The organism is Zeimonas sediminis (assembly GCF_023721795.1).
Classification (GTDB): Bacteria; Pseudomonadota; Gammaproteobacteria; order Burkholderiales; family Burkholderiaceae_E; genus Zeimonas; species Zeimonas sediminis.
Genome location: NZ_JAMQYE010000001.1, coordinates 3,074,182 through 3,095,846, shown reverse-complemented (window position 1 = coordinate 3,095,846; position 21,665 = coordinate 3,074,182). Strand labels below are relative to the sequence as shown.

The window sequence follows — 21,665 nt, the reverse complement described above, 5'->3', positions numbered from 1 at the left end:
CGCTCAGCCCAGCAGCTTCCGACCATCCGCGCGGCGAACGACCACCGTCGCCGAGCGCGGCCGGCCTGCCGTGGCGCCGTCCGGCCATCTGGTGAACGCCGTCGGGTCGCGCGCGATGTCGTTGTCGCCGTAGACGCTGCCGTCCGGCTTCTTCGGCGCATCCGGATGGCTGCCGATCTCGCCCGGGTGCTGGATGTTCACGAACATCGTCCGCATGTCGGGCGTGAATGCCAGGCCAGTCACCTCGCAGCCGCTGGGACCGACCAGGAAGCGCTGGAGCTCCCCGGTCTTCAGGTCGGCGACCAGCATCTGGTTGTTGCCCTGCCCCTCGTGGCGACCGGTGTTCGAGAAATTCCCGTCGGTCTGGATCCACAGCCTGCCGTCGTAGTCGAAGGCCAGCCCGTCGGGGCTGTTGAACGTGTTCTCGGCGGTGATGATCGCAGAGCCCGAGTTCAGGTCGCTGCGGTCGGGGAATGCGATCGGGTTGCCAGCGATCAGGAACAGGTCCCACTCGAAGCTCGTGGCGGTCGGATCGCCGCCCGCCTCGTTCCAGCGGACGATCTGGCCGAAGCGGTTGGCCGCGCGCGGGTTGGCGTCGTCGGTGGCGGTGCGGCCGCTGTTGTTGGTCAGCGTGCAGAAGACCTCGCCGAGCGACCTCGGGTTCGCCGCGATCCACTCCGGCCGGTCCATCTTGGTCGCGCCGAGCAGGTCCGCGGCCCCGCGGGCGTTGATCAGCACGTCGGCCTGGGTCGCGAAGCCGTTGGCGTCGGTCAGCGGGCCCCGGCCCTGGACCAGGGGAAGCCACTCGCCTGTCCCCTTGAAGTCGCCGGTCACATCGCCTGCGTCGAACCTGGCCACGTACAGCGTTCCGGAGTCGAGCAGGTTGCTGTCGAAGCTCGTGCCCGACGGGTCGTACTTGCCGTCCGAGACGAACTTGTAGATGTAGTCGTTCGCCTGGTCGTCGCCCATGTACACGACGACGCGCCCGTCCTTCGCGACGACGACCTCGGCGTTCTCGTGCTTGAAGCGGCCCAGCGCGGTGCGCTTGCGCGGCTTGCTCTCCGGGTCGTAGGGGTCGATCTCGACGATCCAGCCGAAGCGGTTCGGCTCGTTCGGGTTCTTGCTGATGTCGAAGCGCTCGTCGACCTCGTGCCAGCGATAGCCGCTCGACGTGCTCACGCCGTAGCGCCTCTCGAGGTCGGTCCGCGCGTAGGCCGGATCGGTCGAGCCGAAGTAGCCGTTGAAGTTCTCCTCGCAGGTCAGGTAGGTGCCCCAAGGCGTCTTGCCGTTGGCGCAGTTGTTCAGCGTGCCGAGCACCCGAGTGCCGGTCGGGTCGGCCGAGGTGCGCAGCGCGTCGGCACCTGCCGCGGGTCCGGTGATGTCGATCTCGGTGTAGCCGGTGATCCGGCGGTTGTACTGCGAGTCGGGCACGTACGACATGCGGCCGTCCCGGGCACGGCGCACCTCGACGACCGAGACGCCGTGGGCGGCCTGCGCCTTCTTCGCCTTGTCTGCGTTCCAGGGCTCGAGCCAGTTGGCCGGATCGGTGTCGGGCGCGAAGAAGTACTCGTAGTTGACGTACTCGTGGTTCATGACCAGCAGTCCCGACTCGCTGGCCCCGTCGGCGTTCTTCGCTAGCGGGAAGTAGCTCATCCCGTCGTGGTTGTCGCCCGCCTGGTTTTCCTGCTCGATCCAGCCCTCCGTGGCGTCGCCCCGCCACGTGTAGGCGGCCGAGCTCTTCAGCGGATCGCCCCAGCGATAGAGCACGTCGGCCACGTAGCCCTCGGGTACGACGACCTCGTGGCCGCTGGACGCGGGCAGCGGCACGAACGCGTTCTTCAGCGGCTTGAGCTGCTCGACGACGGCGGCCGGCGTGCCGGAATCGCCGCCGCTGCCGCAGGCCGCCAGGCCGCCGAAGAAGGGCAGCGCCGCGATGCCGAGGCCGGACTTCAGGACCGTCCGGCGCGAGATCGCGCGCTGGACGAGTTGTTGCAGGCTGGGGTTGGAGGACGGGTTGCTCGGGATGTCGTCGTTGTCGAAGTGCATGTTCCTGCTCCGTGGCCGGTTGGATGAACCTGCACGGATGCTAGGGAGCGGCGATGACGGTTCCGCGAAGAATCGGTTTCCGATCGGTTACGGAAGGATTGCGGCCGGCCCGGCGGCGCGCCCCTGCTCGCCAGGCCGATCATTGAGATTTCGCACACGCGGCGGGCGGCGGCGACCCTAGAATGAGCGTGAGTCTGCACAGGCAACCCCCACGCCACCCTCGAGGCTTCGGACAACGGCCGGCCCCGCTAAAGAATGCTCTTCTCTTCAGGCGAGTTCCTCTTCCTGTACCTGCCGATCGTGCTGGCCGGCTTCTTCCTGGTCGCCCGCTTCCTTGGGGCCGGGTTCGCGGCGGCGTGGCTGACCCTGGCCTCACTCTTCTTCTACGGCTTCTGGAGGCTTCAGGACCTGCCCCTGCTGATGGGGTCGATCACGTTCAACTACATTGCCGGACGCGCAATCCAAAGCGCGACCGACGACTCCGTCCTGACCAGGAAGCGCCTGCTGGCCGGGGCGGTTGCAGTCAACCTCGGCCTGCTCGCGTACTACAAGTACGCGAACTTCCTGCTCGGGACCGTTTCCGCGATCGCCAATCTGTCGATCCAACCCGTCGACGTCGCCCTGCCGATCGGGATCTCGTTTTTCACGTTCACCCAGATCGCCTACCTGGTCGACTCCTACGCCGGCAAGGTCCGTGAGCGCAATCCGCTCCATTACGCGCTGTTCGTGACCTACTTTCCGCACCTTATCGCAGGCCCGGTCCTGCACCACGCGGAGATGATGCCGCAGTTCGCGCGAAGGGAGACCTACCGGCCCGACGTGACCAACATCGTGCTCGGGCTCGCCTTCCTCGGCATAGGGCTCGCCAAGAAGGTCCTCGTCGCGGACAGCGCGGCGCCGATAGCGAACGGCGTCTTCGACGCGGCGAATGCGGGGCCCCTGGGCTTCGCGACCGCGTGGGAGGGCATCCTGGCTTACACGGTCCAGATCTACTACGACTTCTCCGGCTACTCGGACATGGCAATCGGCCTGTCGCTGCTCTTCGGCGTCAGGCTCCCCTACAACTTCAATTCCCCTTACAAGGCGCGCAGCATCGTCGACTTCTGGCGGCGCTGGCACATGACGCTCTCGCGGTTCCTGCGCGACTACCTGTACGTGGCCCTGGGCGGAAACCGGCGGGGCGTCGTGCGCCGCTACGTGAACCTGGCCATCACGATGCTTCTGGGCGGCCTGTGGCACGGCGCTTCCTGGACCTTCGTGGCGTGGGGCGCCTTGCACGGGGCGTTCCTGGTCCTCAATCACGGATGGCGCCACGCGAGCGAGCGCTTCCTGCCGCGGGCCCGCTTCGCCGCGTCGCCTGCGGCCAGGCGGTGCGGCGCAGTCGCATCGACGGCACTCACGCTGCTCTGCGTGATGATCGCGTGGGTCTTCTTCCGGGCATCCAGCTTTGCCGACGCCACGAACGTCCTCCTCGCGATGGGCGGCCTTCAGGAAGCCGCGCAGTCGCCGGCGATTCCCCCGCCCGTCGCTTCGACGTGGTTCCTGCTCCTGGCGGCCCTTGCGGCGACCCTGATCGCGCCGAATTCGCAGGAGCTGGTCGATCGACGGCTCCGCCCGCACGTCGAGCGGCTCGCGGCGTCTCGCGTCGGCGACCTCGCGTTCGGCGCAACCGTGGGTGCATCGACCGTGGCGATCGTGATGCTCGCGCTGATCTCGGCGTCGCGCGACGTCACCGAGTTCATCTACTTCAACTTCTGATGAAGCTGCGTCGATACTTCCGCATGCTCGCCGGCACGGCGATCGGCTTCGTCGCGGCACTGGCCGTGCTCGAGGCCGTTCTGCGGATCCTGCCGATCCAGAACGGGATTCGCGCGGCCGATCCCGACGAAGCCTGGCCGGTGCATCACCTCGTTCCCAACACCGACCTGACATGGTCCGCCGGCTGGGACATGACCCACCGGACGTACAGCCACACGAACTCCTCCGGCTATGTGGCGCCCTTCGACTACGTGGCCGGCACGCCGATCGTCGCCGTGCTCGGCGACAGCTACGTCGAGTCGCTGATGAATCCCTACCCGGCGACGATCCAGGCCCAGCTCGCGAAGCGCGTGCGCGAAGGCGTCGCCGTCTACAACTTCGGGATCGGGAGTTCCGCGTTGCCCGACTACCTCGGCGTGGCCAGGCTGGTTGCCGACCGCTACAAGGTGGAAGGGGCCGTGGTCGTCGTCAGCGAGGGGGACTTCGTCGAGGGCTTCTTCGGGCATCCGGGCCACTTCTTCTGGACGCCCGATAGGGCCGATGAGGCCGTGGCGCTCCAGCCCGACGAGTTGCGCAGCCCGCTCAAGAAGACCCTGCGGGAGCTGGCGCTCTTTCGTTACGCGCGGGGCAATCTCAAGCTGAACCTGAACACACTGTTCAAGTCGCACCTGCACGACGAGAGCGTCGGATGCGCGGACGATCGGCTCTCCAGCGGAGACGAGGCCGTGGTTCGCGCCTTCTCGGACAAGCTCCCGGAGGCGTTAGGGCTGTCGCCAGAAAGAATCGTGCTCGTGTTCGACTCGCAGTCCGCACGCCGGGCGATCTACGCCGGCCCCGGACGCGAGGGCCCGCGAAGCTGCCGAACGCGGGATGGCCTGGCCCTCGAACTGCTCGCCCGCGAGGCGCGCGCATCGGGCATGAAGACGGTGCGAATGGCCGATGTGTTTGCCGAGCACTTCGCCAGGACCCGGGAGCGGGTCGACCACTCCCCCGAAGACTGGCACTGGAACGCGACCGGCCACCGGCTCGCGGCGGCGGCAGCGGCAAGGGCGCTCGAGCGGGGCGAGCACGTCTCCACCGGTACAGCGCACTAGCCCGTTGCGGCGCTCACTCGCCGGGCTCCCCGGCCTGCGGCTGCAAGTTCGCAGACAACGCTCGATGGCCTCCCGGAGGCGTCGAGGCGAAGGGATCCTCTTCGTCGTCGCGCCTCCCGCCGGACAACAGCGCCAGCACCGCGACGACGGCCGAGATCCAGACTGCGACGAGCGCGAACGTGGCTCCAACCTGAAGCCATTCCATCACGTCCCCTCCCAAGCCCTTGATTCTTCTGAAATGGCCTGATGGCTATTTCCTGATGCGAAACCTACCCCTCGAACGGGGGGAGTGACAAGTGGGAATACCCCCTGAACGATGCGCGGACACCACGGATCGACCGAGTTCCAAGTGCAGGCGATCCTCTTAAGGCGGGCTGCCAGCCGAAGCCGCCTCGGGCCGCGCGCATCCAATGTGCGGAATTGCCTCTTCGGCCAAGCAGTCCATGAAATATGATTCGGCCAGAGTCCCGAGAGACTCCTCGCCACTCAATTTGGAGAAGCACCCAATGCCCTCGTTCAAGCTCGGTTTGCTCGTCATCGCCATCTCGGCCGCCTTCGCCGGCTGCGGCGGTGGCGGCGGCGATTCGACGACGACCCCTGTCGCCCCCACCACGCCGACCACCCCCTCCACGCCGACTGCGGCCCCCGGCACCAGCAGCGGCACCAACAGCGATGAGGTGGGAACGATCACCCCGGGGCTGCCGGCAGCGCCTCTGGTTCCCGCCGCCAATCTCGTCGACAACGTGGACGAGGGCTCGACCTACACCAACGCAGCCCTGACCGCTTACCAGCTGATCCAGAGCTGGCGCAGCCAGATGCGCACCGAGGAGGAAGGCGCCTTCGGCGTCGGACTGCTGACACAGGACACCACGCTCGACGCCTTCGCGAGCTCCTTCGCCAACTCGCTGCCCACCCCGAGCACCGATCCCGGCGAGCGGACGCAGCAACGCCAGGCGTGGCAGGACGACGCCGCCTCGCAGTTGCTCCAGGCCGGCTACGAGGTTTCGGTGGCGATCTCGGCGGACCTCGCCGCGAACCCCTACGCGTACATCCCTTCCGGCCAGTTCTGCGCAAAGGCGATCTTCAGCTCGCTGCCCGGCGTCGAACTCGCCTCGTCGGGCATGCGCGATCTGGGCCTGCTGGTTCCCGACACCTCGACGAACTCCTGCGTGATGATCGGCGCGCTGAAGGATGACGGAATCTGGCAGCTGCCGCCGACGGGCTCGTCTTCGGTCTATCCGTACCCCGGCAAGATCCAGACTCTCACCCGATACTGGGGCGACCACGAGGCGCTCGGCTTCGTCGATCAGCCCGGCCACGTGGTCTTCGTGAGCGTGGCCAGCGTCGATGCGCTGCCGTACGCGGTTCCCGGCGCCGGCACTGGTGCTCCGATAGCGACCTCCGCGATCACGATCCAGCAGTTCAGGCTCGAGGAGGTCGACGGCGCGGGCGGCAGCGTCGTGGGCCCCGTCGCCGGCACGATCCTGGTGCCGGCCGGCATGCAGCTGGCGAGCGGCGTGACCGCGCAGGAATCCGACGTGTTCCGCTTCCCGACCTCGATGGCGCTGATCCCGAATGCGCCGCTGGGCGAGAACAAGGTGTACCGGGCGACCTTCCAGGCGACGGTCAACGGACGCCCGGTCAGCCGAACCTGGGAGTTCCACACCTCGGACTCCTGATCCGACCACCGCATCGTCCGTCAGGGCGATGCGAACCGGTGGCTACGGGGCCCTGCGAGGGCCCCGTTCTTCTTCTTGGCCGCGCATCCCGCCCGGAGAGCGCCCCTCGGCGCGGGCCATCCGGGAGTCGCTCAGACCGCCGCGCCTGCCAGCCTGTAGACTCCGGTCACGTTGGCGATGTGCCGCTCGATCGTGAAGTCCTGCTCGACCCACGAGCGAGCTTCCCTGCCCTGCGTTTCGATCTCGGCCGCCGACATCTCGGCGTATCGCCGCATGAGTGCGGCAAGCCCCTCGCTGTCGCCGCTCGCGAACAGGTCACCGGTCTGCCCGGGCCTGATCAGCTCGGGTATGCCCCCGATTCGCGCGCCCAGGACCGGCTTGCCGCACGCATAGGCCTCGAGCACCGATAGCGGAGCGTTCTCGTAGCACTCCGACGCCAGCACCGTTGCGCGGCTCCCCCGCACGATGTCCCACAGCGCCTCGCCGCTCTGGAATCCGCAGAACCTGACGTTCGCTCCCGAGATCTCGACGCTCGCTCGCAGTTCGGCTTCCAGCGGCCCGGTTCCCACGAGCCAGAGCTCGACGCCGGCCAGCGCCGCTGCCGAAACCAGGGTATGCAGGCCCTTCTCCTTGCTCAAGCGCCCGAAGTACAGGAAGTAGCCGCCCGGCGGGTACGAGGGCCGGAGCGCCTCGACGTCGACGAAGTTCGGCACGTAGCTGAACGGCGCGCCGCCCCAGCCCCACTCGCCGAACTTGTCGATGAAGAAACGACTCGGCGAGATCATCCGGTCGATCGAGTCGCGGTAGATGCCCGAGAGCGCGTGCAGCCCCGACTCGACGAACACGAGGGAGCTCAGCGCGAGCGAGTCCTTCAGGCAACGCTTGCGGACGACCGAGAACCGGCCGCGCGTCCGGCACTCCTCGCAGACCTGTCCATCGGAGAGCATGCTGAACGCCGGGCATAGCAGCTTCAGGTCGTGCGTCGTCAGGAACACGGGGACGCCGCACTGCCTGGCGGCCCGCAGCACCGACGGCGACAGATGGTGGTACACGTTGTGCGCGTGCACGAGATCCGGGCGCTCGGCCCGTATCAGTTCCTTGACCTTCTTCGCGGCTTCGGCCGAGTAGATGATCTTGGCCGCGTGCCGGAGCTTCGTCAGCGCGCTGTAGTCGTGGCCGAACTCGATCTCCTCGGTGAAGTACGGGGAGAAGTCGGACGGATCATTCTTCGGGTGGTTCATCGCGAGCTCGACGACGCTCCACCCCATCTTTCGGAGGAGTCGTCCCTGCTCGAGGTACACGACGTCGGCCCCGCCGCGCCGATAGTGATAGTTGTTGACGAGAAGGATTTTCGGCATCGGTAGGGTCCAGCAGAGCTATCGCCAGGAAGCTGACGGTCAAGTCATCGCGCCGGCCTTGTCAGGCACTTTCTGCCCGACGACGAGAAGAATCCTTATACCACCCCGGCGCCGCTGGAGTGCGCCGAACGACCGCTGGGAAGCAGTCATGCGATCGGCCGTTCCCGCCTTGGAACTATCGCACGGCCGCCACATTCTGACCCGAATCCGCACCTAGAGTTCCCCCGTTCCCAGGTCGCCGCCAAACGTCGGGAACAGACACTGGCGGTGACGGGCCGGCCCTTCCGGCGATCCGACGCATTACCAGGCAGATGACTGATTTCGTCGTCCGACGAGACGATGCGTCGCCGTTCGGCATCCGGCCGCAGCCTGGGCCCATCGAAGTTCGTTCCAAGAGCACCATATGAAGCACCAACCCTTTCAGACAGACCGAGTTTCACCCAACGCCGGTTCGCGTCGCCTCTGGACCGGATTGGCCGCCGCGGTCGTATCCTTGATGCTCGCCGCCTGCAGCGGCGGCGGCACGCTCGACGAATCGCTCGTCGCCGAGGCGAACGTCGCGACCGCGCAGGACGGTCAAGCGCTTCCGGATCAGACCACCGCCGGCGAGAGCGCCCAGAGTTCCACGGTGACCAGCACGGACCTCAAGAGCCCGACCGAGAGCGATGTGAGGAGTCCGTCCGCGACCGATTCGACCACCGCGACGCCCGTCAAGACGGCGACCAAGCCCTCGACCGCCGCCTCGTGGGTAGAAGTCGCGGTGCGAGACATGCGCGCGGCCGACGGCTCCTACGCAGCCAACGACGACCGCCTCCTGCATCGCAGTGCCGTCTCGTATTCGACCCAGACCGATCGCGCGGTGCTCATCATGGGCCGGTACGCGACTTCGGCCGCCTTCACCACACAGAACCCCGATTATCAGGAGCAACTCGCCTACCTGAGCTCGTCCGATCCGATGCGCTACATCCAGAGCTGGCCTCGGATCAACCTCTGGGACCAGGTCTACCTGGGCGAGCGCTACGGCGCGAACCACGCGCCCGGCTACACCGGCAACTCGCGGGTGCGCACCTGGGGCTACGAGCTGTGGATCAAGTCCAAGTCCGGCGTCTGGCGCAGGCTGTTCCAGCGCGACGACAAGTCCGCCGAGGCCTGGCGGCCCACCTTCCGCGGCTCGGCGAACTTCGAGTCCTACGCTCTGGACCTGCGCAAGGAGTCCGACGGCTCGACCTCGGTCAGGCCCATGCCGGTGCGCGGGCTGGATTCCTCGGGCACTTACTGGGTGCCGCACGGCTACACCGGCGGGGTGATCGACATCGATCCCTACGACGTCGCCGAAGTGCTGGTGCTGTGCTACTCGCAGCTGGTGCTCAACGACCCCAACGGGGTGGACGACCGGCAGTACGCGCGCTTCCTGCTGGGTATCGGCGCCGACTGGTACCCGCCCAAGGGCGTGTCGGTGTCCTACTACCCGGGCATCGGCACCTCGCGGCACAAGTACGTGACCGTCGAGCCGCAGCTGCACGTCATGCACACCATGAGCGAGGCCGTGCTGCGCGCCAATCCGCCGCCCCGCTGAGTCCGGACGGCCGGCTTGCGCCGGCCGCCTCGGTGGCACATCACCGCTCCCTCATTGCCTCCCCCGCCCGGTTCAGCGGCTTCACCAGGTACTGCAGCACCGTCTTCCGCCCGGTCAGCATCTCCACGCTGGCCGTCATGCCGGGGATGATCGGCAGCACCTGGCCGTTCGGCGCGGTCAGGGCGGCGGCCTTCGTTCGGACCAGCACCCGGTAGTAGGCATTGGCCTCGTCCGCCACGTCGGCCACCGGCGTGCCTGCGCGACGCTCGTCGCGCAAGGTGTCGGGACTGATGTTCTCCACCACGCCGTCCAGGCCGCCGTAGATCGCGTAGTCGTAGGCGCTGATCTTCACCACCGCCTTCTGGCCCGGGTGCAGGAAGGCCACGTCGGCCGGCCGCACGTAGGCCTCCACGACCAGCGTGTCCTCGGTCGGCACGATCGTCATGATCTCCTGGCCGGCCTGGATCACCCCGCCGATCGTGCTGACCCGGATGCTCTTGACCGTGCCCTTCATCGGCGAGCGGATCTCGGTTCGGCGGGCGGCGTCGGCCCGGGCGACCAGCGTTTCGCGCGCCTGCGCCAGCTCGGCCTCGAACTTGACAAGGTCGGCGGCGGCCTCGGTCGCGAACTTGTTCTGCCGGTCGGCGACCTGCAGCGAAAGGTCGTTGCGCTGGCGCTTGAGCCGCAGCAGCTCGACCTCGGACACCAGTCCCCGGCCCACCAGCGGCTCGGTTATCTCGATCTCGCGGTCGAGCAGCGCCATGCCGTTGCGCAGCGCGGCCACGCTCTCGTCGAGCGCGCGCCTGCGCGCGTTGTATGCCCGGGTCTCCCGTCGGATCAGCTCCGGGGACGCCTTCAGCTCGGCGGGGAACTCCAGCCCGCCGCCGTAGGCCTCGGCGCGGGCGCGCGCGGCCGAGGCCGACAGCGCGTGGGTCTTGGCCTCGAGTTCGCGCAGCAACGCGGTGGCGCGGGTGTCGTCGATCCGCAGCAGCACCTGGTCCTTGGCAACGGCGTCGCCCTCGCGCACCAGCATTTCGGTGAGCACGCCGGGGTCAAGGCTCTGTATCACCTGCTCCTTGCTGGACGGCACCACGCGCCCCTGCCCGCGGGTCACCTCCTCCAGCTCCGAGGTGGCGGCCCACCACAGGAAGGCGCCGATCGCCGCGAGCATCAGCGCGATCGACGCGAAGGCCAGGCGGGGGTGCCCCCCTAGCGCGCCGCGGCTCACGATCCGCCTCCCCGTGCCGGCACCGCGATCCCCTTCTGCAGGCGCTCGACCACCTCGGCGCGCGGCCCGTCGACCACGACCCTGCCGGCCTCCAGGACGACGACCCGGTCGACGATCTCGAGTACCTGCGGCCGGTGCGTCACGACGACCAGCGTTCGCTGGCGGCCGGCGCTGGCCCACTGGCCGATCGCCTGCAGGATCTGCTTCTCGGTGCCGGGGTCCAGCCCGCTGGTCGGCTCGTCCAGCAGCGCGACGGCCGGGTCGCGCAGCGCGAGCCGCGCCAGGCAGGCGAGACGCTTCTGGCCGCCCGACAGGCCGAGGCCGTCCTCGCCCAGCGGCATGTCGAGACCGCGCGGGTGGCGCGCGATGAACTGGTCCAGGCCGAACTGCCGCAGCACCGCCACCAGGCGGTCGTCGTCGCGCTCGCGGTCGCTGCGGGCCATGTCGAGGTTCTCGCGCAGCGTGCCGAGGAACAGGCGGGCGTCCTGCGGCAGCAGCCCGATCGCCGCGCGCAGGTCGGCCGGATCGATCTGCCGAAGGTCGACGCCGTCCAGCGTGACCAGGCCGGCGTTCGGCGCGTACAGGCCCGCGGCCAGCCGCAGCAGCGTGGACTTGCCGCTGCCGGTGCGCCCCAGGATCGCCACCCGCTCGCCGGCGCGGATCGACAGGTTCAGGCCGCGGAACAAGGTGGGGCCCTGCGGGTCGTGGCTGAAGTCCACGCCCGACAGGGCGAGGTCGCCGCGCACGTTCTGCAGGCTCAGGTAGCTGCGCTCCGGGTCGCGCTCGCTGGTCTTGTCGACCAGCGCCTGCAGGCCGTCGAAGGCGGTGCGCGCCTGCTGGATCCGCACCGCGAGGCCGGCCACCTGCGCCAGCGGCGCGATCGCCCTGCCGCACAGGATCACCGCCCCGATCAGGCCGCCCATCGAGAGCTTCGCGTCGTGGATCAGGTAGACGCCGACGACCACGGTGGCCACCGTGGCCAGCTGCTGCAGCGTGGCGGTGGCGTTGATCACCAGGTTGGACAGGTTGCGCGCCTTCATCGAGGCCAGCGCCACCGTCTCCGTGTACCACTCCCAGCGCTGCTGCGCGTGGGCCTGGGCGTTGTTGACCTTCAGCGTCTCGAGGCCCTCCACGGTTTCCACCGCCAGCCCCTGGCGCTGCGACGCCTCCTTCATCGAGTCGCGGATGCTGCGCGCCAGCGGCGCCTGCACCAGCGCTCCCACCACCACCACCAGCACGATCGCGATGAGCGGCACGATCGCCAGCGGCGGCGCGATCGATGCGATGACCGCCACGAACAGCAGGAAGAAGGGCAGGTCGATCAGCGCGGTGAGGGTGGCCGAGGTGAGCACCTCGCGGATCGCCTCGAAGTCGCGCAGGTTGCTGACGAAGGCGCCCGACGAGGCCGGCTTCTGGATCAGCTGGATGCCCAGCAGGCGCTCGAACAGCCCGGCGCTGATCTCCATGTCGGCGCGCTTGCCGGCGGTGTCGACCAGCCAGCCGCGCAGCATTCGCGCCGCGAAGTCGAACAGCAGCGCGCCCGCGGTGCCGATCGTGAGCACCCACAAGGTCTCGTAGGTGCGGTTGGGCACCACGCGGTCGTACACGTTCATAACGTAAAGCGACACCGCGATCGACAGCAGGTTGACCAACAGCGTGGCCAGCGCCACGTGTGCGTAGTAGGCGCGCAGGCCCCACAGCACGCGCCAGAACCAGGCGCGGGCGTTGCGCCTGGCCGGGATCTCGGAGCGCATGTCGGGGTCGGGCCGCGGCGTCAGCGTGTACCAGTGGCCCGCGAAGGCTGCCTGCAGCTCGGGCGAGCGCAGCTCGGCCCGATCGATCAGCAACCGGTGCCCGTCCCGCGTCGTCACCAGCGCCGGGAGCCCGGCGCGCTCGAGCTGGCGAAGGCTTCCCTGCATCCGCTGCATGTCGAGGCCTGCGGCGGCCAGCGTGGCGCGCACGGATTCCTGGTTCAGCCGGCCGGCCCGGTCCCGCGTGCACTGCGCACGCAGGGCCGTCGGCGACAGCGGCTTGCCCTTGAGCCGGGCGAGCCGGGCGAGCGAATCCAGCAGGTCGTCCGCCTGAGGCGCATCGGCGCGGAGAGGCTCCGGCGCGTTCATCGGGGCCCCCGATCGAACAGGAGAGCCAGCCTGCCGGCGGCGTACTCGATTCGGTAGCGTGCGAGTGTCCGATCGACCCGCGAGGCTTCGTAGGTCACCTCGGCGCTGGACAGCTCGGTGAAGGCGTTGAGCAGGTCGAGCAGGTTGCGCCGACCGATCCGGAACTGCTCGCGATAGACCGAGACGAGCTCCTCGGCCATGCCGATCTGTCCCCGCGACACGCTCTCGCGGCGCTGCGCGGCGAGGTAGTCCTGGAACGCCGAGCGCCGCCGCTCTTCGATGATGCGCTCGCGCTCCTCGAGCTGGGCGCGGGCGCCGATGACGGCGGCCTGCGCGGCTTGCTCCGCTGCCTCGCGGCCCAGGTCGAAGACGGGCAGCGACACGATCAGCTGCGTGGCGCTCTCCTTGCCGACGGTGGACTCGATGTCGACGCGTGGCATGCGCTCCGCCCGGGCAACCCTGGTGTCCGCCTCGGCCACCTCCACCGTGCGGCGCGCGGCCTCGATCGACGGATGGCCCTCCAGCGCCGCCTGCATCGCTTCCCGAGAGGGCTCGGAAAGGGTCGGCGGCATCTTCAGCGTGTCGACGGGCACCGGCCTCGGGTAATAGCGGGCGAGCACCTCCCGGGCCGACGCGATCTCGGCTTCGCGCTCGGCGATCTGCAGGCGCACCTGCTCGAGTCGCGTGCGCGCCTGCACCAGGTCGTAGCGCCGGCCGACGTCGATCGCGGCGATCGCCTCGAAGTCGGCGACCAGCGCCTCGTGCCGCTGCAGGTTGCGCCGGGTGGCTTCGAGCGTGCGAACGCCGCGCAGCAACCGCAGGTAGGCCTGCGCGGCCTCGAAGGCGACGTCCTCGCGCGTCTCCAGCTCGCGGCTGGCCAGCGCGCTCTCTCGCAGCGTTTCTCGCTCGATCGTGGCGTCGATGCCGCCCGAAGCCCAGACGTTCAGGCGCAATCTCGGCTGGGCGAGGTTGCTGGCGCTGCCGGCGAGCCTGCGGGTGCCGAGCAGGTCGACGGTGGGGTAGTGCAGCGACCGTGCGCGGTTGACGTCGTACTGGGCGACGCTTCGGTTGGCCCGTGCGAAGAGAACGGCCGGGTACGAGTCGAGCGCTGTTCGCACGACGTCAGCGATGGAGGCCGCCGATGCCGCGCCCCACGGCACGGCAAGGCAGGACGCTGAAACCGCGGCAACGGCCTTCACGACCGACGGGGGCCAACGAAAGGAAATGCGCATCTGCTCCTGGGGCGGGCGGCGCCTCGGGTGGGCGGGTCGCGGTGCTCATCGAGCGGAGCATGCTCGCGGCCCGGGTCCCCCGCAGCCTGCCTCGTTCGCACGGCCGTCGACGGCCGATGTCCGGTCGCGGAGATGGTAACAGGTCGTGCCGGCGCGCCAGGCGCGCCCACCCGGTCGAGCCACCGTTCCGGCTGCACGCTCCGGCCGGTTCACGTCACCCTGATCGTGTACTCAAGCGGCAGCAGCGTCGCGTTGCCGGCCGCGTCGACCACCCGGGCCGAGTAGGCATAGGTTTCCCGCCCGTCCACCGAATCGGTGAACTCGTAGACCGAATCAGTCAGCGGGCTGGCCTCGCCGGCTAGCACCGGGCCGTCGCCCGAGTCGCGCAGGACCTGAAGCGTTTCCCCGTCGGCCAGCACGCTGTCCAGCGTCAGCAGCAGCGTCGGCGTGCGGTCGTTCGTCTGCCCGCCGTCTTCCACGGTGCCGGTGCCGGGGCGCCGGTCGTCGACGATCGTCGCCGACAGCAGCGCGGCAACGGGCGGCGCGGTGTCGATCGTGAGGGCGAACGGGCCGCTCGCCGCACCCTGGTTCCCCGAGTAGTCGACGACAGAGGCGCTGAGCGCGAAGCTGCCGTCGCCCAGCGCTGCGAGCGCCGCGGCGGAGATTTCCACCGAGGCCACGCTGCCGCCGATCTCGGCGCCGGAGATCAGGTGCTCGGCGATCAGCGTGTCGCCGGCCCGCACCAGTACCCGGTCGCCCGCCGCGGCGCCGGTGCCCGCCAGGTCGACCCGGACCGTGGCACCGTCGGCCGCCTCACTTGCGTTTATGCCGCCGCCGTCGTTGTCGGGCACCGACGCGATCTGCGGCGCCTCGGGCGCCAGCCGGTCGACCAGCACGTCGCGCGAGGCCTCGTCGCTCCCGACTCCGGCGGATGTGGTGTAGCTCGCCCGGATCGGCTGCGTGCCGTCGGGCGGGACCTGCGAGGCGTCGAACACGACGCTCCACCGGTTGCCGCTGACCGTGGCGGCCAGCGTCGCGCTTCCCCAGCTGACGAGCACCGGCCGGTCGGCGACGGGCAGCGTGCCGGTGACCGCGATCGACCCGCCGGCCTCCAGCGCGTTGACCGCGTCGTCGCCGGCCACCGGGTCGATCGTCGGCGGCGGCGCCAGGCCGGGGTCCACGCGCAGGGTGGCGGTCGTGGCAGGGCTGGTGTTGCCGGCGCCGTCGGACGCCACTGCGACCAGCGCCACGATGCTGCCCGCGGCCAGCGCGCCGCCCGGCAACGCGCCCGAGGCGGGCGCGCTTCCCAGGTCGATCGCCCACGCGCCCGAGCCGGCGGCGATGGTTTCCCACGCGGCCTCGAAACCGCCGTCGCCGTCGACGTCGACCGTGAGCCGCACCCGCGAGCCCGGTTCCGCCACGCCTCGCACCGTGGGGGTCGTGTCGCTGGTGACCAGGGGGCTGGTGATCACCGGCGCGGGCAGGGCCAGCGTATCGAGCGTGAGGCTGCCGGTGGCGAGCGCGCTGCGGTTGCCGGCATCGTCGGCGGCGACGACCGAGTAGCGGACCGGGATGCCCTCGACCAGGTCGAAGGCCTGGCCGAGGCGAGGGGCGTCCGTCGCGGTATCGACCCGCCAGGCGCCGTCAGCGCCGGCCCGGGTCTCCCAGGTGGCGGTGGCGTCGGAGAAGACGGTCAGGGTGACTAGCGCGCCCGGCTCGGCGGATCCGCCGAACACCGGGCGGGCCTTGTTCGTGAAAGCGGCCAGGTCGACCGTCGGGGCGGCCGGCGGCGTCGTGTCCGCCGCCCCGCTGCTGCCGCCTCCCCCTCCGCCCACCACGGCCAGGCCCGCGAAGCCGGCCAGCGCGGGCTTGTAGGAGGCTTCGGCCTCGGGCGGCGCGGGCACGGCCGCGGCCAGGGGCCCGGACGCGTACATCAGGAAACTGCCGTCTGCCATCGCGGCCACAGGCCGGGTCGTCGGGGTGATCGCGTCGGCCGCGGTGCCGCCGAGGTTTTCGAGCGACATCGAGCAGGGGGCGTCGGGCGGGCAGCGAACGAAGAAGCCCTCGAGGGTGAGGCTGCGGCCCTCGGGAAGGCCCTCGACGACCAGGTCGTCGCCGAGGCGCTTGACCGTCGGGGCCACCGGAAGGGACGCGTCGGCCTCCAGCGCGATCCGATAGCGGGCCCCGGGCTGCGCCTGCAGTGCCGGCGCTCGATCGGTGAGTGGAAGGCTCTCGATGCCGCCGGCCGCCGAAACGACTTCGAGGATCGCCGTCATGGCGAACTCAGGGCAGCGGCGGGGACTCGAAGATCAGCAGGAACGAACCGCTGGTCCCGACGTTCCCTGCCGCATCGGTCATCCGGGCCGTGTAGGTGTAGGAGTCGTCGACGAGAAGCTGGTCGGAAAACTGGGCCGACGTCGTGCCGGTGGGCGCAAGCGTCTGGATCACGCTGCCGTTTCGCAGGATCTCGACGGTGTGATTCGCGTCGAACACCTCCCCGAAACCGATCGTGAGCGTCGGCGTGCTGTCGTCGGTCGTGCCGCCGCTTGCGAGCGAACCGGTATCGATCCCGAAATCATCGACGACGTCGGTGATCGCGACCGTCGGGGCCGCGGTGTCGAAGGCCTGCGGATTGGCGCTGGCGGCGGTGTTGGGGTTGCCCGAGAGGTCGGCGGCCACGCCGGCGGCGACCGAAACGGCGATCGTGCCGGTGGTGTCGGCCGGCGGGGTGACGACGAGCGTGTAGGTCGAGCCGCTGCCGCTGAGGGTGCCTTTCGTGCCGCCGGTGACGGTGACGTCGTCGACGGTGAAGCCGGTGACCGGCTCGCTGAAGCTGAAGGTGTAGGTGACCGGGCCGGCGGCGGTGCCGGGAACGTCGTCGGTGATCGCAAGCGAGGGCGCGACGGCCGTGTTGAAGGGCTGCGGATCAGCGACCGCGGCGGTATTGAGGTTGCCCGAGAGGTCGGCGGCCACGCCGGCGGCGACCGACACGCCGATCGTGCCGGTGGTGTCGGCCGGCGGGTTGACGACCAGCGTGTAGGTCGCGCCGCTGCCGCCGAAGGCGCCCTTCGTGCCGCCGGTAACGGTGACGTCGTCGGCGGTGAAGCCGGTGACCGGCTCGCTGAAGCTGAAGGTGTAGGTGACCGGGCCGGCGGCGGTGCCGGGAACGTCGTCGGTGATCGCAAGCGAGGGCGCGACGGCCGTGTCGAAGGCCTGCGGATCAGCGACCGCGGCGGTGTTGAGGTTGCCCGAGAGGTCGGCGGCCACGCCGGCGGCGACCGACACGCCGATCGTGCCGGTGGTGTCGGCCGGCGGGTTGACGACCAGCGTGTACACGGAGGTGCTGACAGCCGTGAACGCGCCCTTGGTCCCGGCGCTGATGGCGACGTCGTTGGCGTCGAAGCCGGTGACCGGTTCGCTGAAGGTGAAGGTGTACGTGATCGCGCCGGTCGCGGTGCCGGGGACGTTGTCGGTGATCGCCAGCGAGGGCGCGACGGCCGTGTCGAAGGCCTGCGGATCAGCGACCGCGGCGGTGTTGGGGTTGCCCGCGAGGTCGGCGGCCACGCCGGCGGCGACCGACACGCCGATCGTGCCGGTGGTGTCGGCCGGCGGGTTGACGACCAGTGTGTAGGTCGCGCCGCTGCCGCCGAAGGCGCCCTTCGTGCCGCCGGTGACGGTGACGTCGTCGGCGGTGAAGCCGGTGACCGGCTCGCTGAAGCTGAAAGTGTAGGTGACCGGGCCGGTGGCGGTGCCGGCCACGTTGTCGGTGATCGCCAGCGCAGGCGCCGCGGTGTCGAACGGCTGCGCCGAGGCGCTGGCAGCAAGGCTCGCGTTGCCCGACAGGTCGTTGGCCGCGCCGGCGGCGACCGAGACGTCGATCGTGCCGGTGCTGTTCAAGGGCGGGTTGACGACCAGCGTGTAGACGGAAGTGCTGACCGCGGTGAACGCGCCCTTGGTTCCGGTGCTGACGGCGACGTCGTTGGCGTCGAAGCCGGTGACCGGCTCGCTGAAGGTGAAGGTGTAGGTGATCGGGCCGGTGGCCGTGCCGGGAACATTGTCCGTGATCGTGAGCGCCGGCGCGACGGCCAGCGTGTAGGGCTGCACCGCCTGCGGTGCGGCCACGTTCGGCGTGCCCGCCACGTCGATCGCTGCGCCGGCCGGCACGTCGACGGTGATCTGCCCGTCGGTGTCGGGTGTCGGCGTGACGACGAGGCGGTAGACCGTGGCACTGACGGCGGTGAAGGCGCCCTTGGTGCCGCCGCCCACCACGACGTCGCTCGCATCGAACCCGGACACCGGCTCGCTGAAGGTGAAGGTGAAGGTGACCGGGCCGGTCGCCGTGCCGGGCGCGTCGTCGGTGATCGCGAGCGTCGGCGCGGTGCGGTCGATCGTCACCGGCAGCGGCGCGGATGCGCCCGAGACGTTCCCGACCGCGTCGGTGATCGTGGCGGTCAGCGTCTTGACGCCGTCCGCGCCGAGCGAGGCGGGGACGACGTCGACGAAACCGGCCGAGATGTCCGAGTCGTCCAGCGGCGCCGAGCCGACCGCAGTCCCGCCCGAGAACAGGATGACCGTGTCACCAGCGGCGGCGCCCGTGGCAGTCAGCGTAACCCGGATCGTCGGCGTGTCGTCGCTGGTGATCCCGTCGCCGAGCGCGCCCGTGTCGCTGATCGGGTTGAGCGCCACCGCAGGCGCCCCCGGCGCCACCCGGTCGATGAGCACGTCCTGCGTTCCGGCAACGCTGGTCGAGCCCGCCGCGCCCACGTAGGTGACCGTGACGGTCTGCAGGCCGTCTGCCGGAATCTCGGCCGACGACAGCGTGACCGACCAGGTCGTGCCGGTGGACGTGAACGTGCGGGTCAGCGATCCCCACTGCAGCGTGACCGGTCGATCCGCCTCGGAGATCGTGCCGCTGATCGTGATCGAAGAGGCCGCCTCGAGCGCGTTGACCGCGTTGTCGCCGGCAATCGTGTTGATCAGCGGCGCGTCGGGCAGTCGCGTGTCGACGTTGAGCACGGCGGTCGCCGGCGGGCTGACGTTGCCGGCCAGGTCGGACGCGACGACGACGAGGTTCGTCGTGCTGACGTCGCCGAGCGCGCCGCCAGGCAGGGTGCCGCTGGCCGGCGTGTTTCCCAGGTCCACGAAATACGTTCCGAGGGCCGTGGCCGCAGTCCTCCAACTGACATCGATCGAGCCGTTCCGATCGAGGTCCACGCCGACCGTGACGATCGAGCCGGCATCGGCGGCGCCGCCGATTCGCGGAGTCGGATCGTTGGTGAGGAGGGCGCTGGTGATGGTCGGCTGGCCGGGGGGGATCGTGTCGAGAATCAGCGAGCCGACCGTGACGCCACTCGCGTTGCCCGCCGCATCCCTGGCAAGCGCGCGGATCTCCGTGGGCACCCCTTCGGCCAGCGCGGGCAGCGCCCCGGAGATGGGGGCGGCGGTGGCGGTGTCGACCGACCAGAGGCCGCTCGAATCGGTCACCACCGAATAGCTGACGTCGCTCGTGCCGTCGCTGCCCGCGTCGAGCGTCACGGTCACCGTCGACCCGGCCTCGGCAGTGCCGGCGATGACCGGCTTGGTCTTGTTCGTGTACGTGCCCGACGTGATGACCGGCGCCGGCGGCGGCGTAGTGTCCGAGGAAGTGTCTCCGCCACCGCCGCCCCCGGCCCCCACCACGGCGAGGCCTGCGAGACCGGCAAGGGCGGGCTTGTAGTCGGTCTCCGCCTCGGGTGCCGTCGGCAGCGGCGGCGCGGCCGCCCCCGATGCGTACATCAGGAAGCCGCCCTCCGACAGCGCAGCGACCGGCTGGGTGGAAGGAAGGATGGCTTCGGCCGCGGAACCCCCGATGTTCTCCATCGACAGCGAGCAGGCGTCGCCGGGCGCGCATCGGGTGAAGAAGCCCTCCAGCGAAACGCTCGCGCCGTCGGCCAGGCCTTCGATGACCAGGTCGTCGCCGATGCGCTTGACGAGTGCGGTTTCCGCAACGCGCCCGCCCTCGCTGTCCACGAGCCTGTACTTCAGGCCCGGCAGCGCCCGCACGCTGTTGGCGCCGCCAGAGAGTGGGATTCGCTGTACGTCGCCGCTGGCGCCGGTGGCTTCGAGGACGATGGGCATCTGGACGATCGATCAGTAGGCGTTCGGGTCCCGGAATGCCTGCATGACAGTCCGGTAGATGATCCACAGGTCGAGACGCAGGGACCAGTTGCGAAGGTACTCCAGATCGTACCGGATTCGCATCTCCATCTTGTCGAGGGTATCGGTCTCTCCCCGGGCGCCGCTGATCTGCGCGAGCCCGGTGATACCCGGCTTGACCTTGTGGCGGACCATGTAGCCCTTGATCAGCTTGCGGTACATCTCGTTGTGCGAAACGGCGTGCGGCCGCGGCCCGACCACGCTCATGCTCCCCTGCAGCACGTTGAAGAACTGCGGCAGCTCGTCGAGAGAGGTGCGGCGCAGGAAGCGCCCGAGCGGCGTGATCCGGTCGTCGTCCTTCGTGGCCTGCCTCACGACGGCGCCGTCCTCCTGGACCTTCATCGTCCGGAACTTCCAGACGATGATCTCGTGTCCGTCCAGACCGTAGCGGCGCTGCTTGAACATCACCGGCCCCGGCATCGTGACCTTGATCGCGACCGCCACGGCCAACATGACCGGCGCGGTGAGCAGAAGGGCGGCCGAAGCGATGCACAGGTCGGACAGCCGTTTGATGACACCGGTCGTGCCGTGGAAGGGTGTCTCGCAGACCGCCACGACCGGCAACCCCTCGACCGTGTCGACCCGCCCCTGGATGATGTCGAGCATGAAGACGTCGGGCACGAAGTAGATCGAGGCCGTGGTGTCGCGCAGCGAGTCCAGCAGTTGCAGGATCCGGGGCTGCGAGGCCATGGGCAGCGCGATGTAGATCTGGTGGATGCGGTTGGACCTCACGTAGTCCGCGACCCGGTCGATCCTGCCACTGATCGGCGCCTCGGGCACCTCGCCGAGCCGGTCCAGGCCGCGGTCATCGAAGAAGGCCGCGACCCGAGTCTGGGCGAAGGGGTCGTCCGACAACCGGCGCGCCAGCGTCCGGCCCAGTTTGTTCGCGCCGATCACGATCGCCACCTGCTCGCCGCGCATGGCGACCAGCCTGGGCAGGACGATGGGGCTGAACCAGTGCACCGCAACCTGCGACAGCGGCGTGGCGATCGCCCAGGTCGCGAGAACGTTGTGATCGAAGAGCCGGAGCATGTCGAGCGACAGCCCGAGAGTCAGCATGACCGCCAGTATCAGCCCCCAGCGGGCCGCGATCTGGCGGATGAGGGCCGGCACCCGCTGACGGAAGGGTATCTCGAACGGATAGACGAGCAGGAAGGCGATCACCGAGAGCAGGCTCTCGGCCGGCCCGATCGGCTGCCCCCATGCGGCGGAGGCGCCCAGCAGACAAACCACCGCGAGCGCCGGATCCACGAGAGAGCCGCCGAAGGTCAGCAAGCTGCGGCTGCCGGTACGAACGAGTGGTCTGGCCGAGATCATGAGCCCGGATTGTGGGTCCACCATGAATTCATCCCGAGCTTCGAGCGGTAGCCGTCGTCGAT

13 protein-coding genes are annotated in these 21,665 nt (G+C 69.6%); 4 read left to right on the top strand and 9 right to left on the bottom strand.

What is annotated here, in order from left to right; all coding sequences use genetic code 11:
* Window positions 1-3: 3 nt before the first annotated feature.
* Window positions 4-2,046, bottom strand: a complete 2,043-nt coding sequence (locus M6I34_RS14575) for a PhoX family protein (protein ID WP_272486404.1) — start codon at window positions 2,044-2,046, stop codon at window positions 4-6.
* Between the two features lie 255 nt (window positions 2,047-2,301).
* On the opposite strand from M6I34_RS14575, the gene M6I34_RS14570 reads away from it, so the two are divergent.
* Together M6I34_RS14570 and M6I34_RS14565 are read left to right on the top strand one after the other, a co-directional pair.
* Complete coding sequence (locus tag M6I34_RS14570; RefSeq protein WP_272486403.1) at window positions 2,302-3,804, top strand: MBOAT family O-acyltransferase; 1,503 nt, start codon at window positions 2,302-2,304, stop codon at window positions 3,802-3,804.
* The gene (locus tag M6I34_RS14565) at window positions 3,804-4,898 is read left to right on the top strand and encodes a hypothetical protein (RefSeq protein WP_272486402.1); all 1,095 of its coding nucleotides are present in this window, start codon (window positions 3,804-3,806) and stop codon (window positions 4,896-4,898) included. Before M6I34_RS14570 ends, M6I34_RS14565 begins: the two co-directional genes overlap by 1 nt.
* 13 nt (window positions 4,899-4,911) lie before the next feature.
* On the opposite strand, the gene M6I34_RS14560 is transcribed toward M6I34_RS14565, so the two are convergent.
* The gene (locus tag M6I34_RS14560; RefSeq protein ID WP_272486401.1) at window positions 4,912-5,103 is read right to left on the bottom strand and encodes a hypothetical protein; all 192 of its coding nucleotides are present in this window, start codon (window positions 5,101-5,103) and stop codon (window positions 4,912-4,914) included.
* Window positions 5,104-5,404: 301 nt separating this feature from the next.
* Between M6I34_RS14560 and M6I34_RS14555 the strand changes: the two genes are divergently transcribed.
* The gene (locus tag M6I34_RS14555) at window positions 5,405-6,577 is read left to right on the top strand and encodes a hypothetical protein (RefSeq protein WP_272486400.1); all 1,173 of its coding nucleotides are present in this window, start codon (window positions 5,405-5,407) and stop codon (window positions 6,575-6,577) included.
* A gap of 131 nt (window positions 6,578-6,708) precedes the next feature.
* Here the strand turns inward: M6I34_RS14555 and M6I34_RS14550 are convergent, their stop codons facing one another.
* Entirely contained in the window at window positions 6,709-7,935 is a 1,227-nt protein-coding gene (locus tag M6I34_RS14550) for a glycosyltransferase family 4 protein (protein ID WP_272486399.1), read from the bottom strand.
* A 496-nt stretch (window positions 7,936-8,431) separates the two neighbouring features.
* On the opposite strand from M6I34_RS14550, the gene M6I34_RS14545 reads away from it, so the two are divergent.
* On the top strand, window positions 8,432-9,511 hold the full coding sequence (locus M6I34_RS14545; protein ID WP_272486398.1) for a hypothetical protein: 1,080 nt from the start codon (window positions 8,432-8,434) through the stop codon (window positions 9,509-9,511).
* A 40-nt stretch (window positions 9,512-9,551) separates the two neighbouring features.
* Here M6I34_RS14545 and M6I34_RS14540 read toward each other — a convergent pair whose 3' ends face one another.
* The 6 genes from M6I34_RS14540 to M6I34_RS14515 all read right to left on the bottom strand — a co-directional run bounded on the left by M6I34_RS14540 (window position 9,552) and on the right by M6I34_RS14515 (window position 21,603).
* The gene (locus M6I34_RS14540; RefSeq protein WP_272486397.1) at window positions 9,552-10,739 is read right to left on the bottom strand and encodes a beta-barrel domain-containing protein; all 1,188 of its coding nucleotides are present in this window, start codon (window positions 10,737-10,739) and stop codon (window positions 9,552-9,554) included.
* Window positions 10,736-12,859: a type I secretion system permease/ATPase gene (locus M6I34_RS14535; RefSeq protein ID WP_272486396.1), complete on the bottom strand. Its 2,124-nt coding sequence runs from the start codon at window positions 12,857-12,859 to the stop codon at window positions 10,736-10,738. The genes M6I34_RS14540 and M6I34_RS14535 overlap by 4 nt, the downstream gene beginning before the upstream one ends.
* Window positions 12,856-13,977: a TolC family protein gene (locus tag M6I34_RS14530; protein WP_272486395.1), complete on the bottom strand. Its 1,122-nt coding sequence runs from the start codon at window positions 13,975-13,977 to the stop codon at window positions 12,856-12,858. The genes M6I34_RS14535 and M6I34_RS14530 overlap by 4 nt, the downstream gene beginning before the upstream one ends.
* A gap of 323 nt (window positions 13,978-14,300) precedes the next feature.
* On the bottom strand, window positions 14,301-16,367 hold the full coding sequence (locus M6I34_RS14525) for an Ig-like domain-containing protein (RefSeq protein ID WP_272486394.1): 2,067 nt from the start codon (window positions 16,365-16,367) through the stop codon (window positions 14,301-14,303).
* A gap of 7 nt (window positions 16,368-16,374) precedes the next feature.
* Window positions 16,375-20,208 carry a beta strand repeat-containing protein gene (locus M6I34_RS14520; protein ID WP_272486393.1) on the bottom strand — a complete coding sequence of 1,278 codons (3,834 nt, stop codon included), beginning with the start codon at window positions 20,206-20,208 and terminating at the stop codon, window positions 16,375-16,377.
* A 12-nt stretch (window positions 20,209-20,220) separates the two neighbouring features.
* The gene (locus M6I34_RS14515) at window positions 20,221-21,603 is read right to left on the bottom strand and encodes an undecaprenyl-phosphate glucose phosphotransferase (RefSeq protein WP_272486392.1); all 1,383 of its coding nucleotides are present in this window, start codon (window positions 21,601-21,603) and stop codon (window positions 20,221-20,223) included.
* Window positions 21,604-21,665: the final 62 nt, after the last annotated feature.

What these genes read in the sequence shown, in the direction of transcription:
- M6I34_RS14575 (WP_272486404.1), bottom strand. Translation starts at nt 2,046, where the DNA reads ATGCACTTCGACAACGACGACATCCCGAGCAACCCGTCCTCCAACCCC.
- M6I34_RS14570 (WP_272486403.1), top strand. Translation starts at nt 2,302, where the DNA reads ATGCTCTTCTCTTCAGGCGAGTTCCTCTTCCTGTACCTGCCGATCGTG.
- M6I34_RS14565 (WP_272486402.1), top strand. Translation starts at nt 3,804, where the DNA reads ATGAAGCTGCGTCGATACTTCCGCATGCTCGCCGGCACGGCGATCGGC.
- M6I34_RS14560 (WP_272486401.1), bottom strand. Translation starts at nt 5,103, where the DNA reads ATGGAATGGCTTCAGGTTGGAGCCACGTTCGCGCTCGTCGCAGTCTGG.
- M6I34_RS14555 (WP_272486400.1), top strand. Translation starts at nt 5,405, where the DNA reads ATGCCCTCGTTCAAGCTCGGTTTGCTCGTCATCGCCATCTCGGCCGCC.
- M6I34_RS14550 (WP_272486399.1), bottom strand. Translation starts at nt 7,935, where the DNA reads ATGCCGAAAATCCTTCTCGTCAACAACTATCACTATCGGCGCGGCGGG.
- M6I34_RS14545 (WP_272486398.1), top strand. Translation starts at nt 8,432, where the DNA reads ATGCTCGCCGCCTGCAGCGGCGGCGGCACGCTCGACGAATCGCTCGTC.
- M6I34_RS14535 (WP_272486396.1), bottom strand. Translation starts at nt 12,859, where the DNA reads ATGAACGCGCCGGAGCCTCTCCGCGCCGATGCGCCTCAGGCGGACGAC.
- M6I34_RS14525 (WP_272486394.1), bottom strand. Translation starts at nt 16,367, where the DNA reads ATGACGGCGATCCTCGAAGTCGTTTCGGCGGCCGGCGGCATCGAGAGC.
- M6I34_RS14520 (WP_272486393.1), bottom strand. Translation starts at nt 20,208, where the DNA reads ATGCCCATCGTCCTCGAAGCCACCGGCGCCAGCGGCGACGTACAGCGA.
- M6I34_RS14515 (WP_272486392.1), bottom strand. Translation starts at nt 21,603, where the DNA reads ATGATCTCGGCCAGACCACTCGTTCGTACCGGCAGCCGCAGCTTGCTG.